The 21,528-nt window shown below is 38.7% G+C and carries 23 protein-coding genes and 1 pseudogene; all 24 read right to left on the bottom strand.

Annotated elements, in window-relative coordinates; genetic code table 11:
* Positions 1-198: 198 nt before the first annotated feature.
* Positions 199-1,539: a DEAD/DEAH box helicase gene (locus IV36_RS03050; protein WP_056990734.1), complete on the bottom strand. Its 1,341-nt coding sequence runs from the start codon at positions 1,537-1,539 to the stop codon at positions 199-201.
* Positions 1,539-2,489 (bottom strand): DHH family phosphoesterase, encoded by a 951-nt coding sequence (locus tag IV36_RS03045; protein WP_056990733.1) that lies wholly within the window; start codon positions 2,487-2,489, stop codon positions 1,539-1,541. Before IV36_RS03045 ends, IV36_RS03050 begins: the two co-directional genes overlap by 1 nt.
* A gap of 11 nt (positions 2,490-2,500) precedes the next feature.
* Positions 2,501-3,184 (bottom strand): metal-dependent hydrolase, encoded by a 684-nt coding sequence (locus tag IV36_RS03040; protein ID WP_056990732.1) that lies wholly within the window; start codon positions 3,182-3,184, stop codon positions 2,501-2,503.
* Positions 3,185-3,258: 74 nt separating this feature from the next.
* Positions 3,259-4,344, bottom strand: coding sequence for a DNA polymerase IV (gene dinB, locus IV36_RS03035; protein WP_056990731.1), 1,086 nt, complete (start codon positions 4,342-4,344; stop codon positions 3,259-3,261).
* A 323-nt stretch (positions 4,345-4,667) separates the two neighbouring features.
* Positions 4,668-6,122 carry a glucose-6-phosphate dehydrogenase gene (gene zwf, locus IV36_RS03030; protein WP_056990730.1) on the bottom strand — a complete coding sequence of 485 codons (1,455 nt, stop codon included), beginning with the start codon at positions 6,120-6,122 and terminating at the stop codon, positions 4,668-4,670.
* Positions 6,123-6,223: 101 nt separating this feature from the next.
* Entirely contained in the window at positions 6,224-6,982 is a 759-nt protein-coding gene (gene fabI / locus IV36_RS03025) for an enoyl-ACP reductase FabI (RefSeq protein ID WP_082623696.1), read from the bottom strand.
* A gap of 22 nt (positions 6,983-7,004) precedes the next feature.
* Positions 7,005-7,793, bottom strand: coding sequence for an acetyl-CoA carboxylase carboxyltransferase subunit alpha (gene accA, locus IV36_RS03020; RefSeq protein WP_056990729.1), 789 nt, complete (start codon positions 7,791-7,793; stop codon positions 7,005-7,007).
* Positions 7,786-8,643, bottom strand: coding sequence for an acetyl-CoA carboxylase, carboxyltransferase subunit beta (accD, locus tag IV36_RS03015; RefSeq protein WP_056990728.1), 858 nt, complete (start codon positions 8,641-8,643; stop codon positions 7,786-7,788). Before accD ends, accA begins: the two co-directional genes overlap by 8 nt.
* Before the next feature lie 3 nt (positions 8,644-8,646).
* Positions 8,647-10,011 (bottom strand): acetyl-CoA carboxylase biotin carboxylase subunit, encoded by a 1,365-nt coding sequence (gene accC / locus IV36_RS03010; RefSeq protein WP_056990727.1) that lies wholly within the window; start codon positions 10,009-10,011, stop codon positions 8,647-8,649.
* A gap of 14 nt (positions 10,012-10,025) precedes the next feature.
* Complete coding sequence (gene fabZ, locus IV36_RS03005) at positions 10,026-10,451, bottom strand: 3-hydroxyacyl-ACP dehydratase FabZ (RefSeq protein WP_003688271.1); 426 nt, start codon at positions 10,449-10,451, stop codon at positions 10,026-10,028.
* Positions 10,452-10,453: 2 nt separating this feature from the next.
* Positions 10,454-10,915 carry an acetyl-CoA carboxylase biotin carboxyl carrier protein gene (accB, locus tag IV36_RS03000; RefSeq protein WP_056990726.1) on the bottom strand — a complete coding sequence of 154 codons (462 nt, stop codon included), beginning with the start codon at positions 10,913-10,915 and terminating at the stop codon, positions 10,454-10,456.
* Between the two features lie 2 nt (positions 10,916-10,917).
* Entirely contained in the window at positions 10,918-12,153 is a 1,236-nt protein-coding gene (fabF, locus tag IV36_RS02995) for a beta-ketoacyl-ACP synthase II (protein WP_056990725.1), read from the bottom strand.
* An 11-nt stretch (positions 12,154-12,164) separates the two neighbouring features.
* Complete coding sequence (gene fabG, locus IV36_RS02990; protein WP_056990724.1) at positions 12,165-12,896, bottom strand: 3-oxoacyl-[acyl-carrier-protein] reductase; 732 nt, start codon at positions 12,894-12,896, stop codon at positions 12,165-12,167.
* 12 nt (positions 12,897-12,908) lie between these two features.
* Entirely contained in the window at positions 12,909-13,847 is a 939-nt protein-coding gene (locus IV36_RS02985) for an ACP S-malonyltransferase (RefSeq protein ID WP_056990723.1), read from the bottom strand.
* Between the two features lie 15 nt (positions 13,848-13,862).
* Positions 13,863-14,105 carry an acyl carrier protein gene (locus tag IV36_RS02980; RefSeq protein WP_056990722.1) on the bottom strand — a complete coding sequence of 81 codons (243 nt, stop codon included), beginning with the start codon at positions 14,103-14,105 and terminating at the stop codon, positions 13,863-13,865.
* 19 nt (positions 14,106-14,124) lie between these two features.
* Positions 14,125-15,099: a beta-ketoacyl-ACP synthase III gene (locus tag IV36_RS02975; RefSeq protein ID WP_056990721.1), complete on the bottom strand. Its 975-nt coding sequence runs from the start codon at positions 15,097-15,099 to the stop codon at positions 14,125-14,127.
* A 21-nt stretch (positions 15,100-15,120) separates the two neighbouring features.
* On the bottom strand, positions 15,121-15,561 hold the full coding sequence (locus IV36_RS02970; protein WP_056990720.1) for a MarR family winged helix-turn-helix transcriptional regulator: 441 nt from the start codon (positions 15,559-15,561) through the stop codon (positions 15,121-15,123).
* A 76-nt stretch (positions 15,562-15,637) separates the two neighbouring features.
* Positions 15,638-16,084 carry a 3-hydroxyacyl-ACP dehydratase FabZ gene (gene fabZ, locus IV36_RS02965; protein ID WP_056990719.1) on the bottom strand — a complete coding sequence of 149 codons (447 nt, stop codon included), beginning with the start codon at positions 16,082-16,084 and terminating at the stop codon, positions 15,638-15,640.
* A 542-nt stretch (positions 16,085-16,626) separates the two neighbouring features.
* Positions 16,627-16,992, bottom strand: coding sequence for a preprotein translocase subunit YajC (gene yajC / locus IV36_RS02960; protein WP_056990718.1), 366 nt, complete (start codon positions 16,990-16,992; stop codon positions 16,627-16,629).
* Between the two features lie 81 nt (positions 16,993-17,073).
* Positions 17,074-18,219 (bottom strand): tRNA guanosine(34) transglycosylase Tgt, encoded by a 1,146-nt coding sequence (tgt, locus tag IV36_RS02955; protein WP_056990717.1) that lies wholly within the window; start codon positions 18,217-18,219, stop codon positions 17,074-17,076.
* Between the two features lie 29 nt (positions 18,220-18,248).
* Complete coding sequence (gene queA / locus IV36_RS02950) at positions 18,249-19,292, bottom strand: tRNA preQ1(34) S-adenosylmethionine ribosyltransferase-isomerase QueA (protein ID WP_056990716.1); 1,044 nt, start codon at positions 19,290-19,292, stop codon at positions 18,249-18,251.
* Between the two features lie 14 nt (positions 19,293-19,306).
* Positions 19,307-20,320 carry a Holliday junction branch migration DNA helicase RuvB gene (ruvB, locus tag IV36_RS02945; protein WP_056990715.1) on the bottom strand — a complete coding sequence of 338 codons (1,014 nt, stop codon included), beginning with the start codon at positions 20,318-20,320 and terminating at the stop codon, positions 19,307-19,309.
* Between the two features lie 24 nt (positions 20,321-20,344).
* Positions 20,345-20,959 carry a Holliday junction branch migration protein RuvA gene (ruvA, locus tag IV36_RS02940; RefSeq protein ID WP_056990714.1) on the bottom strand — a complete coding sequence of 205 codons (615 nt, stop codon included), beginning with the start codon at positions 20,957-20,959 and terminating at the stop codon, positions 20,345-20,347.
* Between the two features lie 16 nt (positions 20,960-20,975).
* Positions 20,976-21,528 (bottom strand): annotated as a pseudogene (locus IV36_RS02935) (DNA mismatch repair endonuclease MutL); the annotation flags it as partial.

Here is a 21,528-nt window from a genome sequence, read left to right as displayed (position 1 = left end):
GCAACGATGTTTTGTCGTTTACCTCTTTAGACTCGATAACGTTGAGCTAACGTAACTATATACTGAACATACCATCAGGGAGCATCCAAATTACCAGCTGAGTCCTTCCACCTAAAACAAACCCTCTCTAAAAACTAAAATAATTATGAATATATCCTGAAACATTAAAAGTATAGCCAATCTGTGAAAAAAAGTCAATTAGTGTTTCTTACGCTCATTACGCGTTTTTTGCCTTCTGTTAATCTTACGGTCTTGCTGTTCCTGTCGTTTAATTGCTCGCTTGATCTTATTTTTATATCCTGGTTTTCTCTTCTTCTTTTCTTTCTTAACCATTCCAACAAGTTTACCATCAAGTCGTTCCCTTTTAACATGACGTTTTTCACGACGATCTCGATCGTAGGAATCAACAATCTCATCATTCTTAATTGCTTTAGGTTTGAACTTTATACCCATCTCTTCGAGTTCAGCAATCTTTTCATCATCACTCGGAGCGTACAAGGTAATCGCGATTCCACTCATTCCATTTCGTCCGGTTCTTCCGACACGATGAATAAAGAATTCCAGATCATCAGGGAGATCATCATTAATAATATGTGATACTCCTTCAATATCAATTCCGCGCGATGCAAGATCGGTTGCAACGACATACTGATAATCAAGATTCTGTACGTCTCTCATCACACGTTTTCTCTCACGCGGTTCGATTCCGCCATGAATCTTAGCTACCTTTAAACCTTGGGCTCTTAAATAAGCAGTTAATTCATCGGCTCTTGTTTTAGTGTTGGTAAAAATCAAAGCCAGATAAGGTTGTCCCATCGTCAATAACTTGTAGATCAGTCCGTTACGATCCCGACCTTTCGTCGACAACAACCAATTATCAATTGTCGGGCTGATTATGTTTTTGTTTTCGACAACTTCTACAACAGGCGACTGCATATATTTTTTCAAGAATGGTTTTAATTTTTCCGGAATAGTTGCTGAAAAGACCAGCATCTGTAAATCATTGGGCAGTGTTGAAGCAATTGCATCAACTTCTTTTAAAAAGCCTAAATCAAGTGTCATATCAGCTTCATCCACTACAAGAAAATGTGCCTTATGAATGTCTAACGCACCACTTTTTACTAAATCAAGTACGCGTCCTGGTGTTCCAATTACAATTTGCGGCTGACGGTGTTTCAACTTGTCAATCTGACGTTGTTTATCAGTTCCACCAACATAATTAGCTGCAGTTAACTCTTGTGCAGGATATTCTTCCACAATTTGCCTTGCTGCCTCATATATTTGATAAGCCAGCTCACGACTTGGTGTCGTAATTACAGCCTGAACTTCTTCAACAGAAGGATCAATTGCATTAATAATTGGTAACAGAAAAGTGTGTGTTTTCCCACTCCCAGTCTGCGATTGTCCTACCACGCTCCTACCATCTTTGATCACTGGTATTAAACGTCGCTGGACCTCTGTTGGGGTATCAAAATTTATTTTTTTCAAGGCTTTGTTGATATAATCATTAAAACCAAATTGTTCAAATGTTTCTGTCATTAATCTTCTCCTGTGTAACTTGCTGCAATTGCATCAAGCTTCTTTATATAATCAGGAATTTGCTGGTCATCATGCATAAATGCTCCGCTCGCAAGCGGATGACCGCCACCACCATATTCTTTTGCTAATTCGTTGATAACAGGTGCCTTAGAGCGAATCCGCAGTCTGAACGAGCCATCCTTTTGCTGCACAAATATCGTCCAACACTTTACACCAACAACTTTACCAATCAACGGAACGATTGGTGCAGTACTTGCATCCTTCAGATTAAACTGTTTCATAACTTCACTAGTCAAAATAATATAAGCGGCTCCGTTTTCAGTAAACTCCATATGTTCATAAACATAAGCTGCTAATCTGGCAACAGGTAGCTCAATACTATCAAGTCTGCGATTGATCAGTGCAGCATCAAAATCGTGCTCAATCAATTGAGCTGCAACATTCAGCGTATGCGCAGTTGTTGCCTCATACATAAACCGTCCGGTATCGCCAATTATTCCTGCATAGAGCATCCGCGCCGCGTCATCTGGAATTACCAAGTCATTTGCGTTTGCAAAATCGACAATAATTTCTGAACAGCTTGAAGCATCCGTCTTAACCCAACATGGTTCCCCATAAGGATCCTCATTAGGATGATGGTCAATCTTGACTAAAGCTTTTCCATTCAAATAACGCTGATCATCAACTCTTGGCTGATTTGCAGTATCAGTAACAATTACCAATGCATCTCGGTATAGTTCGTCAGCTACCTTTTCCGGTTCAGCAATCCATGCCAAACCATGGACTTTCTCTCCAACTTGGTAAACCTTCTTTTGTGGAAAGTTTGCTCTTAAAATAGCTGCCAAACCACATTGTGATCCATATGCATCTGGATCGGGTCTTTGATGTCGATGAATAATAATCGTATCAAATTCCTTGATTTTTGCTAATATTTTCTGTTCTACTGCCATTCTAATTCTCCTTAAATTTCAAAACTTTCGCCAATTGTAACAGAGATCCCAACACCTTCTTTTAATTGCTCAAGATACGCTATTGGATCTTGCTTAATAGCAGGAAATGTATTGAAATGAATTGGTAAAACATGCTTTGCTTGTACAAAATCTGCAGCAACCACAGCATCCTCGATCCCCATCGTGAAATGATCACCAATTGGGAGGAAGGCTAAGTCTACCCCTTTGCTATGATTAATCAGCTTCATATCTGAAAATAACGCTGTATCACCAGCATCGTATAAAACCTTACCATCTATATGCATCTCAAAACCTGCAGCTACCCCTAATGTCCGTGGGGCTGAACCTTCAATTGGAAGTGCAGCGGTATGCCAAGCGGGCACTAACTTGAATTTTCCAAAATCAGTCTGATAAGATCCGCCAAAATTTAATCCTTCTGCGGCAACTCCTTGCTCATTCAAATAAGCTGCTAAGTCTGTGATCGCAATCACCTTGGCGTTAGTTTTTTTAGCGATCTCAACTGTATCGCCAACATGATCATAGTGTGCATGTGTCACAAGAATATAATCAGGATGACAATCGGCAATTTTCAAGTCCGTCAAGTTGTTTCCAGTAATAAAAGGATCAATTAAAATGTTTGTTTTGTCTGCTGTAACTATCTCAATAATAGAATGCCCATGCCATACAATCTGCATACATTATTTCCCCTTATCAAAAAATATTTTAATACCTCTAGTATACCGATAAAATAAGATAAATACAAAGCGAGTCACCCTTGCCACAATGGTAATTCAATATTCTCAAACTGAAGTGATGCTAAGTTTGTCATCGTCAAGCCTAGTAGGCGAACATCAATTTTACTTTGAACCTCGTCAAACAATTGTAATGCATGAAAAACAAGGGTCTCTTGGTTATTTTGATAAAAATTATCCAGTGTCCGTCTCTTAGTGACTGTTTCAAAATTACTATTTCGAACTTTTATTACAATTGTCTTACCATGCAGTTGGCGTTTAATCAGTTGCCCAATTAGGAGATCTGCCAAATAATTAAACATTTCTTCAACCTCGGTAATGCTTTTTAATGCTTGGGCAAAGGTTCTTTCATTGCCCATTGACTTTCGCTCCCTCTTCCATTCAACTGGGCGTTCATCTATTCCGCGTACATGTTGATAAAACATTTCACCCATCTTGCCAAAACTAGCAATTAATTCAAGTTCGCTTTTCTTCAACAAATCCAAACCGGTATTAATACTCAATTCGTGCATCTTTTCAGCTGTCTTAACTCCAACACCACGAAACTTTTCAATGGGTAGAGGTGCTAAAAATGACAATACATCTTCTTCTCTAATTAAGGTCGTTCCGACAGGTTTGTGGTAATCCGAGGCCATTTTTGCAAGGAATTTATTGTACGAAATACCCGTGGACGATGTTAATCCCGTCTTTGAAAAAATCTCTTGTTGCAGCATTCTCGCAATAATCAAAGGATTATGAATTTCTTTTTTGTTTTGTGTTACATCAAGATAGGCTTCATCAAATGCAATAGGCTCAATTATATCTGTATATTCATGAAATATCTCATGGATTTGAGCCGAAACTGCTCGATATTTTTTAAAATCAGGTGTTACAAATACAGCATCAGGACATAATTCCATTGCCTTTTGTGCACTCATTGCCGAATGTATCCCCTTGCTTCTTGCAATATAATTAGCGGTTGCAACAACACCTTTTCCACCCGTATGTCTGGGATTTTTGGCAATAACAACAGCTTTTTCTTTGATTTTGGGATTATCTCTCATCTCGATAGATGCATAAAAGGCATCCATATCAACATGAATTATTTTTCGTTTCTCAGCCATAAATCAAGCCAGCTTTCCTTCATCATCTCACTATAAGATAATACAGGAACAGGCGTTCGATTTCAAATAAAACAATGTACTATCCAACAATCAGTTCTTGCATGATTAAAATTAAGCTTCACCTTAGATTTTCCAAATAAAAAAGGGACCGAATCATAGTTTTGATCCAGTTCCCTTATCGATTTCGTATAAACATACTCCATAAGCTGAAATTCACTAACCGACTTCCAACTATAAACTACAAAAAATGTGCTGTATTCATAAATAGACATTAGCGTTCAAAGTTCTAATTTCAACATTATCTCATACTCTTCTTAACCTTTTCATTCACCGGTAAACACCCAGTGGTTTCCATCACGTTCTAGTAAAGCTTCCGACTCTTTTGGCCCCATCGAACCACATTTATATTCTGATAGATCTCCGTTACCAGCGTCCCAGGCTTCCCGAATAGAATCAACGAACTTCCACGCAAAAGCAACTTCTTCCCAATGAGCAAAGTTAGTTGCATCTCCAAGTAATGCATCCAATAATAGCTTTTCATACGCTTCTGGAACAACCTCATGCTCATTGTTAAGTTGTAGATCCATCCGGCTAGGTTCTAAATCAAAACCCTGACCAATTTTTTTAATATTAGTCTGCAAGAAAACCTGCCCCTCTGGTTCGACATTGATCGTCAAAATATTTCGACCAAGTTTTTTAGAATCAAAGAAACTTGTCTCCATCTCTTTGAAGGAAATATCAATTCTGGTCGTCTTCCGAGTAAGCCTCTTACCAGTTCTAATGTAAATAGGAACACCCGAGAAATTTTCATTGTTGACGAACAACTTGCCAGCAACAAATGTTTCCGTGGTTGAATCGTCGGCAATCTCATTTTCTTGTAAATATCCAACTTGCCCTTCATTCGCAACATACTGAGCCCTCACAAAGTTTTCAGCAACCTTTGCTGGAGAATACTTCTTTAGTGATTTAAGGGCATATATCTTTTCACGTCGAATATCTGACTCTGAATAAGATGCAGGCATATTCATAGTGAGCAAAGAAATAATTTGAAGAATATGGTTTTGCACCATATCCCTCAATGCTCCAGCAGTTTCGTAATATCCGGCACGTTCTTCGACACCTAAAGCTTCACTTAACGTAATTTGAATATTATCTATATAACGATTATTCCATACGGCTCTGAATAAATTATTGCTAAAGCGAAGCGCCATTATGTTCTGAATCATTTCCTTGCCTAAATAATGATCTATTCTAAAGAATGATTCTTCAGGAAAATACTTACTAATTGAATCATTTAACTCTTTTGCAGACTCAAAATCGCGTCCAAACGGTTTTTCAACTATTACACGATTATATCCTTCATCTGTCACAATGTTCTGTGATTTTAGGTGCTTTGCAATTGTCCCAAAAAAACGTGGTGACATTGCCAAATAAAATAAGCGATTGCCCTTAATTTGATACTTCGAATCAAGTTTTTCTGCCAACTTACGTAAGGTCACATAATGCTCTGTATCATTAACATTATGTGATTGATAATAGAAATGCCCTGCAAATTCATCTATTTGATCCTGTGGTGCACCATCATTTATAATCGAATCCTTGACAACTTCCTGTAAATGTTCATCAGTCCATGGTCGTCTAGCAGTACCAATCACTGCAAAGTTATCCTTCAATATTCCTTTTTTATATAATTGAAAAAGAGAAGGATAGAGCTTGCGTTTGGCAAGATCACCTGTTCCACCAAAAATAATAAAGAGCGCCTTTTGTTCCGTTTCCATAATAGCTAGCACCACTTTCATCTATACTTGTTGAATTCCCTTATTAGTGTACTTGCATTTTTTTGATAAAACAAGTGTTCAGCAACTTTTAGATTAGTAAATTAAATGAGATGTACTCCCTTATCCACGTAAATAATGTCTCCAACTACCCCCGTTGAAAGGTCACTGACCAAAAATGCTGCAGCCCCTCCAACTTCATTAGTAGTTACAGACTTGCCATCAACAGTTCTTTCTTCGGAAATGCGTAACAAATCACCATGATCCTTTACCCCAGTAACAGCAAGTGTCTTGATTGCACCTGCTGAAATTGCGTTGACACGTACACCGTACTTGGCCATATCACGTGCAAGATAACGTACATTAGCTTCAAGAGCTGCCTTGGCAACACCCATCACGTTATAATTAGGAATAGCACGTTCTGAACCAAAGTATGTCAATGTAACAATACTTGCAGGATCATTAAGGATTTCAATTCCATATTTTGCTACAGCAATCAATGAAAATGCTGAAATATCTTGTGCGAGTGCATAACCTTCACGGCTAGAATTCATGATATCGCCAGCAAGCTCATCCTTGTTTGCATATGCAATGGCATGAACGATTCCATCAATTTTACCAAATTTCTCTTTGATTTCCGCAAAAGCATTCTTGATACTATCATCACTTGAAACATCACACTCAACCAAGCGTTCTTCATCCGGTACAAGTCGCAAAATGCTCTTCTTAAGGCGTGCATTCTGATATGTAAATATCAATTCTGCTCCATTGTCAAGCATTGCTTGAGCACATCCCCACGCAATACTGCGTTTGTTTGCTACTCCCATTATTAATATTTTTTTCCCACTAAGTAACTTTTCCAATTTTATGCCTCCAACTCACCATCTAAAATTTTCTAAATCTCTTATATCTTCTCATAAGCAATTCATCTGACGACAGTTTCATTAATTCTTTCATTTCTTGTTCAATTGTTTTCTTAATGGCCCGACACACTCTTTTGTGTGAATGAGACTCTGGAATGATTCCCTCAATAACTTTTTGTGCCAACAGTTTTTCAGGAGTAAGTTGCATAACTTCTGCCGCCTCATCAGCACGCTTGCTGTCTTTCCATAAAATTGCAGCAAATCCTTCTGGGGACAACACTGAATACATGCTATTTTCGACCATCCATACTGAATCTCCACATGCTAATGCAAGAGCACCACCACTGCCACCTTCACCATAAATCACTGAAACGATCGGCACTTTTACATCACTAATTTCTAACAAGTTGCGTGCAAGTGCCTCACCCTGACCATTTTCTTCAGCTGATTTTCCAGGATATGCACCGGCTGTATTCACAAAAATAAAAACAGGTCGTCCAAATTTCTCAGCTTGTTTTATCAAGCGTAACGCCTTTCGATATCCAGATGGTTGAGGACAACCAAAATGTGTCAGCATTCGTTCCTGCGCACTCTCACCCTTATTGGTTGAAATAACTGTAACAGGTTTACCGGCCAACGTGGCGATTCCACCGACAATTGCAGCATCGTCACCTGAAAGACGATCGCCATGTAATTCAAAGAAGTCCTCAAAAATACCATTGATTAACTCATATGCAGACATTTTTTCCTGATTGCGTGCACCTGCAACTATTTGTGCGGCAGTCTTTTTCCTGTCCAAAATATTAACCATTAACCAATCCCCCTTTAGTGTGGGAACCCAGTAACCATTCTAATTTTTGCTTCAAGTCTTTTCTTTGGACAATTGCATCAATAAATCCTCGTTCCAAAACCGTTTCTGCATCCTGCAGATTATTTGGAACTTTCTGATGAATTGTCTGCTCAATTACCCTTTTTCCAGCAAAACCAATCAAAGCCCTTGGCTCAGACAAAATTATATCACCTTGCATCGCAAAACTAGCAGTTACACCACCAGTCGTTGGATCAGTCAGCACAGTAATATAAAGCAGTCCAGCCTTAGAATGCCGCTTCACAGCAGCAGAAATCTTTGCCATTTGCATCAATGAAAGAATTCCCTCCTGCATCCTTGCACCACCTGAAGCAGTAAATAAGACAACAGGTAACTCCTTTTCCAATGCATATTCAAACAGACGCGTGATCTTCTCACCAGTAACAGTTCCCATAGATCCCATTATAAAGTTAGGATCCATAATTCCTAGTGCAAACTCTTCTGCTTGAATTTTTGCAATTCCTGTCAAGATAGAATCATTTAGTCCCGTATTTTTGCGACTTTTTTCTAGTTTTTTATCGTAATCAGGGAAATTCAGCGGATCAGTAGTTTTCATATCCGCATCGAGTTCCTCAAAATCATCAACCAGCCAAGCAACTCTTTCTCTTGCTGTAATTCTAAAACCATATTCACAATTCGGACAAACTTGAAATATTCCAAGATCTTTGTGATACAAGGACTGGTGACACTTAGGGCATGCTATCCATAGCCCAGAAGGAACACGTTCATTGGCCTTTTTATCCGCCTTGATATGCTTCTGACCCAGTGTTTTTAATTCATTGAACAGTTGCATAGCTTACATGCCCTCCTTCCATACAGTCATAAACTCTTTCTCCAAATATTCCGTTGTAAATTGGTTTTGCACAAAGCTTTTATCTGACAGAACCGCCAAGTGAAACTGCTGGTTTGTCTTAATTCCATCTAGAACCAATTCATTTAACAAACGTTTCATCTTAGCGATTGCTTCATTTCGATCTTTACCATGTGCAATAACCTTGGCAATCATTGAATCATAAAAAGGAGAAATCATCGCTCCAGCATAAAGAGCAGAGTCAATTCTCATCCCAAGATTTCCAACTGGAAAATACAAATACGTAACTTTACCAACTGAAGGTGCAAATCCATTTGCTGGATCCTCAGCATTAATACGACATTCAATCGCATGTCCAAGACACTTAATATCGCTCTGTTTAAATGGCAACTTTTCTCCAGCAGCAACCTGTAGTTGAACCTTAACCAAGTCTACACCCGTTACCATCTCAGTCACAGTATGTTCAACCTGGATACGTGTATTCATTTCCATAAAGTAAAAGTTGTGATCTTTGTCCATTAAGTATTCCAAGGTACCCGTATTGATATAATCAATCGCATTGGCGGCTTTAATCGAGATTTCTCCCAAAAACTGTCTTTGCTCTGCAGAAACCAAATCACAAGGGCTCTCTTCAATCATCTTTTGCTTATTTCTCTGCAATGAACAGTCTCTTTCTGGAAAGAAAACTGCGTTACCATGTTGATCACGGAAAATCTGAACCTCAATATGCTTGACATTTTCCATAATCTTCTCCAAGTACATCCGATTATCGCCAAATGAGCCAAGAGCCTCTTGTTGTGCTTCTACAAAGGCCTTGCCAAGTTCACTGGGACCCGCAACTCGTCTAATTCCCTTACCGCCGCCACCTGCTGCTGCCTTTAACATCACAGGATATCCGACCTTTGAAGCAACTTCTTGGGCTTCTTCTACATTCGATATAAAACCTTCACTACCTGGAATAACCGGAACTCCACTTAATCTCATCTGTTCACGTGCGTTCGCCTTATTGCCCATCAAATCGATTGTCTCGGATTTTGGTCCAATAAACACGATGCCACATGCCTCACACATTTCAACAAATTTACTATTTTCCGATAAGAAACCAAAGCCTGGATGAATTGCCTCGGCCCCAGTTCCCACAGCAGCGCTCAAAATATTTTTCATATTCAAATATGAATTTTGAGCCTTTGCAGTTCCAACACAAACTGCTTCATCCGCCAATTGGACATGTAAACTTTCACGATCAACATCTGAATAAATCGCAACCGATTTTATTCCCATTTCCTTCAATGAACGGATTATTCGTACCGCTATTTCGCCACGGTTAGCAACCAAGACTTTTTTAAACATCAAATCACCTTACCTTAACCAATCATAAAAGTCAGCTCAGCCGAACAGACTTTTTGACCGTCAACCGTTGCTATTGCTTTGCCAAGACCGACATTATTTCGAATCTTGTCCAGTGTAACTTTGAGAATCATCGTGTCTCCAGGACGAACCACTTTTCTGAACTTAGCATTCTTGATTCCTCCAAAATAAGCAGTCTTACCCTTGAATTCAGGTAATGACAGCAGAGCAACTGCTCCAGTTTGTGCAAGAGCTTCGACAATTAATACTCCAGGCATAACTGGATTTCCGGGAAAATGACCATTAAAAACTTCTTCGTGCGCCGTAACATTCCGTCGTGCTGTTGCAGATTCGCCAGGAACCAGCTCATCAACACGATCAATTAGAAGCATTGGGTAGCGATGTGGAATAATCTTTTGAATCTCAGTAATATCTAGTACCATTTTTAATTCTCCTCGATTCTAAAAAGTGGTTGTCCAAATTCAACAAGTTCTTCATTCTTAACAAGAACTTCTTTAACGATTCCAGTGACATCACTCTTTATTTCTGTCATCATCTTCATTGCCTCGATGACACAAACAACATCACCTTTTTTGACTGCTGAACCCACCTTGACAAAAGTTGGCTTTGAAGGCTCTGGCTGCAAATAAACACTCCCAACCATAGGAGCATCAATTGTTAATCCTGGGGTTGGAACTGTTGTATTTTGAGATATCTGCTTGGAATCTTTCTCTGTTTTTTTAGATTCTTGTTGAGGTTTTGCATCGGTTTGTAACTGCTGAACCATCTGTGTAGATAGTTCATTCTTGCTTAATTTCAGTTTTAAGCCTTCTGTTTCAATCTCTAGTTCACGCATTGGTGAATCATTAAAATCAGATATTAGTTTTTGTATTTCAATAAAATCCAAACTTACTCACTCCATTTTCTAAATGCCAAAACAGCATTATGGCCGCCAAAACCTAGTGAATTACTGATTGCATATTCAAGTTCTGGTGCCTCTTGTTGATTTTTAGTAACCACGTTAACATGGCATTCGGGATCTTGTGTCTTCATTCCAACGTTCACTGGTAACTGGCCCTTTTCAAGTGCTGCCAAAGTTATTACTGCTTCAAGTGCGCCTGCAGCTCCTAGCAGATGTCCTGTCATACTCTTAGTACTACTTACTTTGACCTTGCTGTCTTCACCAAAGACGCGGTTAATTGCAACAGACTCTCCTACATCATTTGCATGCGTTGCAGTCCCATGAGCATTGATATAGCCAACATCATCAGGTGTGACGCCTGCCTCAGTAATTGCTTGTTGCATTGCTCTAGCTGCTCCTTCACCAGTTGGATCTGGAGAGGTCATATGGAAGGCATCACATGTACTTCCATAACCAACAATCTCGCCGTATATTTTAGCTCCGCGTGCCTGTGCATGTTCCAAGCTCTCTAACACTAAGGTAGCTGCTCCTTCCCCCATCACAAAACCAGAACGATCAACATCAAAAGGAATTGAAGCACGAGTTGGATCCGTCTCTTTTGACAATGCTGTTAACGCAGCAAAACCAGCAATTCCGATTTCATTAACTGAAGCTTCGGAACCACCTGCTAGCATCACCTTTGCACGACCCTCGCGAATCTGTCGGAATGCTTCCCCAATTGCATTTGTTCCAGAAGAGCAAGCAGTCACAACAGCAGTACAAATATTCTTAGCCTTAAAACGCAATGCAATATTGCCAGCTGCCATGTTGACGATTGCCGTTGGGACAAAAAGTGGTGACACTCTTTGGGGGCCCTTCTTATTCATCTTGGTTACCTGTTCTTGAATAGTTGTCAATCCGCCAATACCAGAGCCATAGATAACACCCATGTCAAATGAATCAGTATTTGTCTCATCAATTCCAGCTTGCTCAACTGCAGCAACAGCGCTATCAACAGCGTATTGAGAAAACAAGTCCATTCGCTTAGAAGGCTTTTTGCCAACTCTCAATGTAGGATCAAAGCCCTTTACCTCGGCAGCAATTGTTATTCCTGTTTCAGATGCATCAAACTTTGTAATTTTATCAAATCCAATTTTGCCAGAAAAAATATTTGCAATAAATGTTTCAACATCATTTCCAACAGGTGTCACTGCACCCATACCTGTGATTACAACTCTACTCATCAAACAACCTCCTAAATAGTCATTCCACCGTCAACTGTAATTACTTGACCAGTTACGTATTCGTTTTGTGCAAGGAAAACAGCTGTTTGTGCTATTTCCTGTGTTTCTCCAAAACGTCCCAATGGAATTTCTGTTAAAACCTGATCTTTCACTTTTTGGTCCAAAACATCTGTCATATCACTCTTAATCATTCCAGGAGCAATCGCGTTACATCTAATATGTCTGATTGCACCTTCACGAGCAATTGTTTTTGTCAGACCAATAATTGCTGCTTTACTAGCTGCATAATTTGCTTGTCCCATATTACCATGCAAACCAACTACACTAGCCATATTGATGATTACACCACTACGCTTGCGCAACATTTTTCTAAAAAGCGGTTGTGTTAAGTTGAATGTACCCATCAGATTGGTTTCAATAACACTGCGAAAATCTTCTTGCTTCATGCCAATCAATAATTTGTCATTTGTAATTCCAGCATTATTAATCAAGACATCCAGTTGTTCATTTTCTTGAAAAATTTCCTCTTGTATTCGTTTAACATCATCGAGCTTTGAAACATCACCCAACACGATCTGATATTCGCTACCTAAATCATTTATTTCAGAAAGCAGTTCTTCCGGAATAGCTTTTCTTGCATTCAAAATAACCTTGCTGCCCTCTTTGGCAAAAGCCAATGCAGTTGCAGCTCCAATTCCGCGAGAGCTTCCAGTAATAAACACTGTTTTTCCTTTTAAATTCATTTTATTAACCTCTTAATCATGATTTGCTGTAACAAACTTAGTATAGGTTGCCATATTTTCGATATTAAAATTATTAATTTTTCTATCAATTTGCTTAGTGAATTTGCATAAAGTTTTGCCTGGTCCAAGTTCCACAACCGTATCAATACCATCTGTTGCAATCATATTTTGCAAGCATTCGCCAAAATGTGTAGGCAAGATGACTTGCTGTGCAAGTACTTGTTTAATATTATCGGCAGTAAACTGCTCACCAGTAGTGTTACTGTACACTGGAACAGTTAATTTATGAATCGTAACATCTGCCAAACGTCTTTCCATTTGAAAGCTTGTCTTTTGAAAAAGCGGGGTATGAAACGCCCCGCTAACATTCAATGGAATGACTTTCTTTATATTTTTCTCTCTAAATAAATCAAGGGCACGTTCTACCGCTTTTCTATGGCCGCCAATCACAACTTGACTTGGTGAATTATAGTTTGCAAACGTAACAACTTCATCAGAAGTACTTGCCTGCTCGCATATCTCAGCAATGATATCATGCTCAGTCTTTATTACAGCAAGCATTGCGCCGTCTGTTTCATCGGCATCTGCCTGCATATAGGCCGCACGATCTCTCAAAACGCTGAATCCTTCTGCAACATCAAAAGCACCAGATGCAATTAGTGCAGAATATTCTCCAAGACTCAAGCCAAGCATTCCTCTAACATCCAAATTTGGCAAATCTCTTTGCAACATCCGATATATTCCGAGGCTCATTGCTACGATTGCTGGTTGAACAAACTTGGTCTGTGCCAGTTGATCATCTTGGTTCTTAAAAACTGTAGGTAAATCAATCCCAATACTTGAACTCACTTCATCAATCAACGAACGAAAAAGCTCATCGTTTTGATAAAAGTCCATTCCCATCTCAGAATATTGTGCTCCTTGACCACTAAATAAAAAGCCAATTCTCATAATCGAATCTCCAAACTATTTTGCGGCAACTTCTTTTTTGACATAATCAACAACATCTTTGATTGTTTTCACATTCTCATCTGCTTCAAGCTTGATATCCAAGTCGTCTTCAAGTTCATTCATGATTTCAAAAACATCTAAACTATCTGCCTCAAGATCTTCTTTAATATCAGAATCCATCTTTACATCTGCTGCGTCTACATCCAATTGTTCAACTACGATACCTTGTACTTTTTCAAAAATTTCTTGTTCTGTCATTTTATAACACTCCTATTTATTAGTATTTTATAATTTGTGTGCCAACCGTCAAGCCTCCGCCAAATCCGCTTAAAGCAACTATTTGGCCTCGCTTGATTTTACCTTTTTGCACTAATTCATCCAGCAGCAATGGCACACTTGCTGCCGAAGTATTTCCATATTCAGCGATATTCATTGGAAACTTTTCAATGGGTTGCTGTAATTTCTTAGAAATCTGCGTAACTATTCGTGAATTGGCTTGATGCATAACAAACCAGTCAATCTGTTCAAGCTCTATTCCAGCTTTTGCAGCCGCACTTTGAATTGATTGTGGTACCTTATGCGTTGCAAAGGTATATACATCTCTGCCAGACATTGAGAAAGCTGAAATTTCATGCTTGCCCATTCTGGGGAACTCTGCAATTGCATCTGTCTTTCCAGCTTCTAGCTTGTCACCTAATTCACCATAAGTTTTTAGGTCTCTCGCCAAAATTCCAGAATCACTCTCAGATTTCTCAAGCAAAACCCCAGCTGCTCCATCGCCAAACAAAACGGCACTTGTTCGGTCTGACCAGTTAATCACCTTTGAAAGGACTTCTCCACCAATCAGCATTACTCTTTTGATATCTTCTTGCAGCAAAAAGCCCTCAGCAACTGACATTCCATATACAAATCCTGAGCATGCTGCACTGACATCAAAGGCAATCGCATTAACAGCCTTAATTTTCCCTTGAACCAATGCAGCTGTCGCTGGCGTATAACTGTCGGGTGACATAGTTGCAACGATAATTAGGTCAATTGATTCAGGACTCCACGAACTGGCTTGCAGAAGTTTTGTTGCAACTTTACTGCAAAGCCCCGCCGTATTTTCATTAAGACTGATATGCCTTTGCTTAATACCTGTACGACTGCTAATCCACTCATCAGATGTATCCATTATTTTCCCTAAGTCGTCATTTGTAACTACTTTTGCAGGAACATAACTAGCAACTTCATTGATTCTTATTTTTTCCAACGTAACTTTTACTCCTTGACTCTATGAATGTTCTCGTAAAAAGTTTTCAAGATTTCGTAGAGCTTTTTCAATTGTTTTAATTTCATCGGGTTCAACATCTTTTAGAAAACTATCGATCATCATGCGATGAAAAGCATCATGTGCACGATACATTAGGCGTCCTTTTTTCGTTAGCCCTAATCGTATTACTCTTCTATCATTGCTACTACGAATTCTCTTAACATAGTCTTTCTTTTCTAACCTATTAATTGTCGAAGTCAAAGTTCCCGGAGTTAAATGCAACTCCTTAGCAACTTGCGACGCCTTTTTTTTATCATACATTGTAATCGCGTTTATCGCATGCATATCCTTAATTGTCAAATCCTTGAAGCGACTCTGCCGTAACTCATTTTCCTCAATCCACAAGATATCTCCATATATTCTAACTAGGGAATCATTAATTGTTTTAACTTGCTTTTTCATTCATTATGCTTCCATTTCCTTGTATATTTCATACTTTGATTATCAAAATAAATGAGTAAAAAAACAACATTTTTGCTTATATTTTTTCATTTCTTTCAGCTACGACAAACATTAATTCTGCAACACATGCACTTTCGCCATTCACAACAGCTTCTGTTTCAACAATTCCCATGTTTTCCTTTTTCTTCGTCAAAGTAATGTGTAATTTTAAAACATCACCCGGTCTAACAACACGACGGAACTTAGCTTTATGAATTGCTCCAAGATACGCCGTTTTTCCGAAAAATTCTGGTGATTTCAAAATAAGAATTGATGCTGCTTGGGCTAATGTCTCAATGATTAATACCCCAGGCATGACTGGATTGCCCGGAAAATGTCCACGAAAGAAGGATTCATTAATCGTAACATTTTTTGTTGCTACAATACTTTCACCTGCAACCAATTCATCAACATAATCAATATAGATTATTGGGAATCGATTAGGTATCAAATCCATTATTTCTTGTGTATCCATTAATGCCACATTCGTCACCTCACTAAAAATAATATTTCGAACATCAAACTATTCGATGATTGAATAATATTACAATCGCTAAAAATTGTCAAACAGCACTCTCCCTAAGAGAAATATATATTTATTTTGCTTAAATATAAAAATCTAAATACTGGGTTTAACCAAGACTTATTTTTTTACTATCCTACTTGAACTTCAAATTAAAGGTAGTTATCTCAGATACTCAATTAACTTTTATATTATGATACTATAATTTTTACAATAAAGAAAAGCAAACTACTTTTTACTATTTTCTCTATTATTAGAACTATATATATATATTTCTAATCTAAAATTAATAATTTGAAATGAACTTTTGTCACATTTTGAAACACTACGGAAAACTTGTTACAGATTCATAATGAAAAGAGAGAGTTATTGCAAAACAATTGTCCTGCAGTAACTCCCCCTAATCATAAATACCATAATTTTTTGTTAACTCTTTGTACTCTCACGTAGAAAAACATAGGCTCTCCTATTATTCACGAATCGACCAGTTAGTTTGAAGCTGATTACTTTGTTTCATCTTCAGAATTGTCTTCTGTTTTTTCTATCGTTTTTGGCTTTTCGACGACTGTTGTCGACTTGGTAGCTGTTTTTTCTGTAGTACTTTCAGCTGGAATAACACGACCAATGGCTGTCCGATCAAATGTTAAAAAAATCCCATCACAATCAAGAGTCACTGTTTGGTCAGCATCGTTGATGCTGTCAACAACACCATGCAAGCGGCCAATCGTAATTACATGATCACCTTTCTTTAATTGATTCATCATTTCTTTACGTTTTTGCTGTTGCTTCTTTTGTGGACGAATCATCATGAAATACATCAAAGCCATGATTGCAACAAACATTATAATAGTTGAAACTGAACTATTCATTTTATATTCACTCCTATTAACATTTACTAAGTTTAACTTTAGCAAAGATTCATGTTAGTTACTAGCTTTTTCGAAAAAAAATTAAAAATTGCGAGCATTTTTTTCATTGAAGCCATATTCTTCAAAGAAAGATTCTCTAAACTCTAGCAGATTATCATCCATAATTGCCTGGCGCACATTCTTCATTAGGTTCAACAAGAAGTAAAGATTATGATAACTTGCCAAACGTAACCCAAAAATCTCGTCTGCCTTTATCAAGTGACGGATATAAGCCCTTGTAAAATTACGACAAGTATAGCAGTCGCAATTATCATCAAGAGGCCTGAAATCATGAGCATAAGCCGCATTCTTTACCACTAAACGCCCATGAGAAGTCATACACGTACCATTGCGTGCAATTCGTGTCGGTAAAACACAATCAAACATATCGACTCCACGAATCACCCCATCAATCAATGCATCAGCAGATCCTACTCCCATTAGATAGCGCGGCTTATTTTCCGGTAGAAGCGGTGTCGTGAAATCCAAAACATGATTCATCTCTGCCTTGCTTTCACCAACAGAGAGTCCTCCGATCGAATATCCAGGAAAATCTAATGAGGTCAGTTGCCTAGCACTCAACTCACGTAGTTCCTTGTGTCCACCACCTTGAACAATGCCAAACAATCCTTGGCGATCAGGATGCAAGTGCGCATTCAGACCTCGTTCGGCCCAACGACTTGTGCGTTCAACTGATTTTTTAATATAATCATAGGTTTCAAAAAAAGGAGGACATTCATCAAAACTCATCATGATGTCTGACCCGAGTGCATTCTGAATATGAATTGCCTTTTCGGGAGACAAGAAGAGTTTCTCACCACTTAGGTGACTCTTAAAATGCACTCCCCGTTCAGTAATATCACGCATCTTAGCAAGTGAAAATACTTGAAATCCGCCTGAGTCCGTCAAGATTCCTTTTTTCCAGTTCATAAATTGATGCAGCCCACCAGCTTCTTCTACAATGTCTTCCCCTGGCCTTAGCCAAAGATGATACGTATTAGAAAGAATTATATTAGCACCCATTTTATCAAGTTCTTCGGGAGCTAAAGATTTTACAGATGCTTGTGTTCCAACAGGCATGAACATCGGTGTAGGAAAAGTTCCATGTGGGGTTATGATTTCTCCCAAACGCGCCCCAGTATGCTTTTCTTTTTTGATTAAACGATACTTTATCGCCGGTTCAGTCATTTAAATTCTCCATTTCTAAAAACATTTAATTATTTAATAAACATCGCATCACCAAAGCTAAAGAAACGATACTTTTCTTCAACAGCGTGCTTGTATGCATTCAAGATGTTCTCTCGCCCTGTAAATGCAGATACAAGCATTACAAGTGTTGATTTTGGCAAATGGAAATTCGTGATGAACGCTTGAACTACTTTCCATTCATAGCCAGGTCTGATAAAGATATCGGTCCAGCCACTATCAGGCTTAATTTCCCCGTTAAATTTGGACCCAATCGTCTCAAGTGTTCTGATAGAAGTAGTTCCTGTTGCAACAATTTTTCCACCATTTTTACGGACATCATTCAATACCTTTGCAGCGTCCGCATCCAAGCGATAAAATTCACTGTGCATTTTATGATCTTCGATGTTGTCAACACTAACGGGTCTAAATGTTCCCAACCCGACATGAAGCGTCAAGTAAACCAAATGAACTCCCTTATCCTCAATCTTTTGCAGCAATTCCTTTGTAAAGTGAAGCCCTGCAGTTGGAGCTGCGGCTGAACCAACCTCTCGTGAGTAAACAGTTTGATACATTTCAGGATCATCTAATTTTTCCTTAATGTATGGTGGCAATGGCATCTCACCCAGTTTGTCCAAGATCTCCATAAAAATCCCCTCATACTCAAATCGTATCATGCGCCCACCATGTTCTAGTTCTTCTGTAACCACCGCACTAAGCTGGCCGTCACCAAAGTTGATTCTGGTACCGACTTTTGCTCTTCTTGCAGGTTTTACCAATGTTTCCCAGTTATCTCCTTCGGTATTGTTAAGTAAAAGCACTTCCAGATGTCCTTCTGTATCAGGCTTTGTACCATAAATACGCGCAGGCATAACTCGTGAATCATTCATTACAAGTGCATCACCAGGATTCAATTGATCAATCACATTATAGAAAATATCATCCTTGTACTCACCTGACTTACTGTCCAAAATCAACATTCTCGAATGATCACGCTGTTTCAATGGAGTTTGTGCAATCAATTCTTGTGGTAAATCATAATCAAAATCCTCTGTTGTTAGATGCTTCTCTGACAAAATAGCCACCCTTTTCAATAATTATTTTTTTCTATTGCAATTCCAAGATGCTTATATGCCGCTGCCGTTGCAACACGTCCTCTTGGAGTTCTTTTAATAAAACCAATTTGGAGAAGATAAGGCTCTATCATATCAATGATTGTCTCAACATCTTCTCCTACATTTGCTGCGATTGTATTCACACCGACCGGACCACCGCCATAAAAGTTAATCATTGTTTCCAAAATCTTGCGATCCGTGGCATCAAGCCCCTTGTCATCCACTCGCAACAAATCTAGTGAAGAACTGACGATACCTTCTTCAATAACCTTCTTTTGCGCCACCTGTGCAAAATCCCTGACGCGTTTCAGTAAACGGTTAGCAATTCGCGGTGTCCCCCGTGAACGCAATGCAATTTTCTTTGCACCTTCAGTTGTGATCTTTGAATCAAATATTCCTGCGGAACGGACAATAATCTGCGCTAGTTCCGTTTCTGAGTAATAATTCATGTGTGCAATTATCCCAAAACGATCTCTTAATGGTGCCGAGAGTAAGCCTGCCCGAGTCGTTGCCCCAATCAGTGTGAACGGCGGCAATGTAAAATGAACCGGATGTGCTGTCGGCCCCTGTCCTATCACAATGTCTACAAAATAATCTTCCATCGCTGAATAGAGAACTTCTTCAACCACCTTAGGAAGCCGATGAATCTCATCAATAAATAATACATCTCCAGCTTCAAGTTCATTCAAAAGTGCAACCAAATCGCCCGGGCGTTCAATCGCTGGTCCACTTGTCGTTTTAATCTGAACCTGCATCTCATTTGCAATCACCATCGCGAGTGTTGTTTTACCAAGACCTGGAGGACCATACAAAAGTACATGATCAAGTGCTTCATCTCTGGTTTTGGCTGCTTCAATATATACTGCCAATTCATTTTTTAAGTCCTGTTGCCCTATATATTGCGCAAAGAAGCGTGGTCGCAAGGATAATTCATTCTCATCATCTTCGAATTGCGAATTTCCTGAAACAACACGATCTTTATCAACCATTAAAAGTCCTCCTTTCTTCTAATTTTAATTGTGCATCAGCAATTTGAGTGCTGCCCGTAAATAATCATCAGTTGAATTAGCATTAATTTGTTTTAATTGCTTCGTTATCTTTCTAGTTTCCGTTTTAGTATACCCTAAAGCATCAAGTGCCGCGAGTGCTTCAGTCAGATTCCCATTAGAAACACCATCATCCTTGAATTCAAGGCTCTGCTGTCCAGCAAAATCACTTTGTTCGCTAAGATCGTCTAATTTTCCTTTTAAATCTAATACGATCTGTTGTGCGGTTTTCTTGCCCACTCCTGGAAACTTGGTCAGATATACAACATTTTCGCCATTGATTGCTTCAACTAATCCTAAATGATTATCATTTGCCAAGATGGCTAATGCACTTTTTGGACCAATTCCAGAAACATTTAACAGCTTCAAAAAAAGATTCTTCTCGGCAAGGCTCCAAAAGCCATACAAAGTAATTGCGTTTTCACGCACAGCCTGATAAATAAATACCTTTTTTTGTTTTTTTAAATCGACATGATACCTGAATGGATTTGCAACATAAACTTGATAACCCACTCCTTGAATTTCAACAACGATATAGTACGGAGTAACATTTGTAATCAATCCATCGAAATATTCGTACATGATTTTCGTTCCTTCCTTAATCCAGCGAACGCTGACTCTGATGTGAATCCTGAATTCGCTTAAACATATGCTCCATATCTGAATTGCTGAAATGCACTAGTACCGGCCGTCCATGAGGACAGTTAAATGGATTCTCACAATTTTTCAATTCTTCTAACAAAGCTTTTGCCTGCAAGTCGTCCAGGTGATGATTTGCCTTTATCGATCTCTTGCAACTCATCATAATCGCTGTTTTTTCACGATAGGCTGCAATATCAATCTTACCGTCTTTCAAGATATAATCAATCAATTCGCGCAAAATTGATTCCTCTTGCCCTGCTTTAAACCAGGTTGGATGCTGATGAACAATATAACTATTTCTGCCAAATTCTTCAAGATTAATCCCTACCGCGGCAAGTTTGTCAAGATTTTGATTTATCAGCAGTACATCGCTTGTAGAATAATCTAATACAATTGGAACCAACAAACTTTGCTGACTAGTCCCAACTTCGCCAATTTTTTTACGATAATATTCATATTTACAACGTTCCTGTGCCGCATGCTGATCAACAATGTATAGTCCATCGTCA

The sequence above is a fragment of the Liquorilactobacillus mali genome, from assembly GCF_001437155.1.
Taxonomy (GTDB): Bacteria; Bacillota; Bacilli; order Lactobacillales; family Lactobacillaceae; genus Liquorilactobacillus; species Liquorilactobacillus mali_A.
This window is presented reverse-complemented; position numbering and strand designations above follow the sequence as displayed.

Bases quoted from the DNA above. Each gene is read 5' to 3' on its own strand.
- accA (WP_056990729.1), bottom strand. From the start codon at position 7,793: ATGGTTAATATTTTGGACAGGAAAAAGACTGCCGCACAAATAGTTGCA.
- IV36_RS03045 (WP_056990733.1), bottom strand. From the start codon at position 2,489: ATGGCAGTAGAACAGAAAATATTAGCAAAAATCAAGGAATTTGATACG.
- ruvA (WP_056990714.1), bottom strand. From the start codon at position 20,959: ATGTACGAATATTTCGATGGATTGATTACAAATGTTACTCCGTACTAT.
- accC (WP_056990727.1), bottom strand. From the start codon at position 10,011: ATGTTTAAAAAAGTCTTGGTTGCTAACCGTGGCGAAATAGCGGTACGA.
- IV36_RS02970 (WP_056990720.1), bottom strand. From the start codon at position 15,561: ATGAAAAAGCAAGTTAAAACAATTAATGATTCCCTAGTTAGAATATAT.
- tgt (WP_056990717.1), bottom strand. From the start codon at position 18,219: ATGACTGAACCGGCGATAAAGTATCGTTTAATCAAAAAAGAAAAGCAT.
- fabG (WP_056990724.1), bottom strand. From the start codon at position 12,896: ATGAATTTAAAAGGAAAAACAGTGTTTATTACTGGAAGCTCTCGCGGA.
- yajC (WP_056990718.1), bottom strand. From the start codon at position 16,992: ATGAATAGTTCAGTTTCAACTATTATAATGTTTGTTGCAATCATGGCT.
- fabF (WP_056990725.1), bottom strand. From the start codon at position 12,153: ATGAGTAGAGTTGTAATCACAGGTATGGGTGCAGTGACACCTGTTGGA.
- fabZ (WP_003688271.1), bottom strand. From the start codon at position 10,451: ATGGTACTAGATATTACTGAGATTCAAAAGATTATTCCACATCGCTAC.
- dinB (WP_056990731.1), bottom strand. From the start codon at position 4,344: ATGGCTGAGAAACGAAAAATAATTCATGTTGATATGGATGCCTTTTAT.
- accD (WP_056990728.1), bottom strand. From the start codon at position 8,643: ATGCAACTGTTCAATGAATTAAAAACACTGGGTCAGAAGCATATCAAG.
- IV36_RS03040 (WP_056990732.1), bottom strand. From the start codon at position 3,184: ATGCAGATTGTATGGCATGGGCATTCTATTATTGAGATAGTTACAGCA.
- IV36_RS02985 (WP_056990723.1), bottom strand. From the start codon at position 13,847: ATGAGAATTGGCTTTTTATTTAGTGGTCAAGGAGCACAATATTCTGAG.
- IV36_RS03050 (WP_056990734.1), bottom strand. From the start codon at position 1,539: ATGACAGAAACATTTGAACAATTTGGTTTTAATGATTATATCAACAAA.
- ruvB (WP_056990715.1), bottom strand. From the start codon at position 20,320: ATGGTTGATAAAGATCGTGTTGTTTCAGGAAATTCGCAATTCGAAGAT.
- zwf (WP_056990730.1), bottom strand. From the start codon at position 6,122: ATGGAAACGGAACAAAAGGCGCTCTTTATTATTTTTGGTGGAACAGGT.
- IV36_RS02980 (WP_056990722.1), bottom strand. From the start codon at position 14,105: ATGACAGAACAAGAAATTTTTGAAAAAGTACAAGGTATCGTAGTTGAA.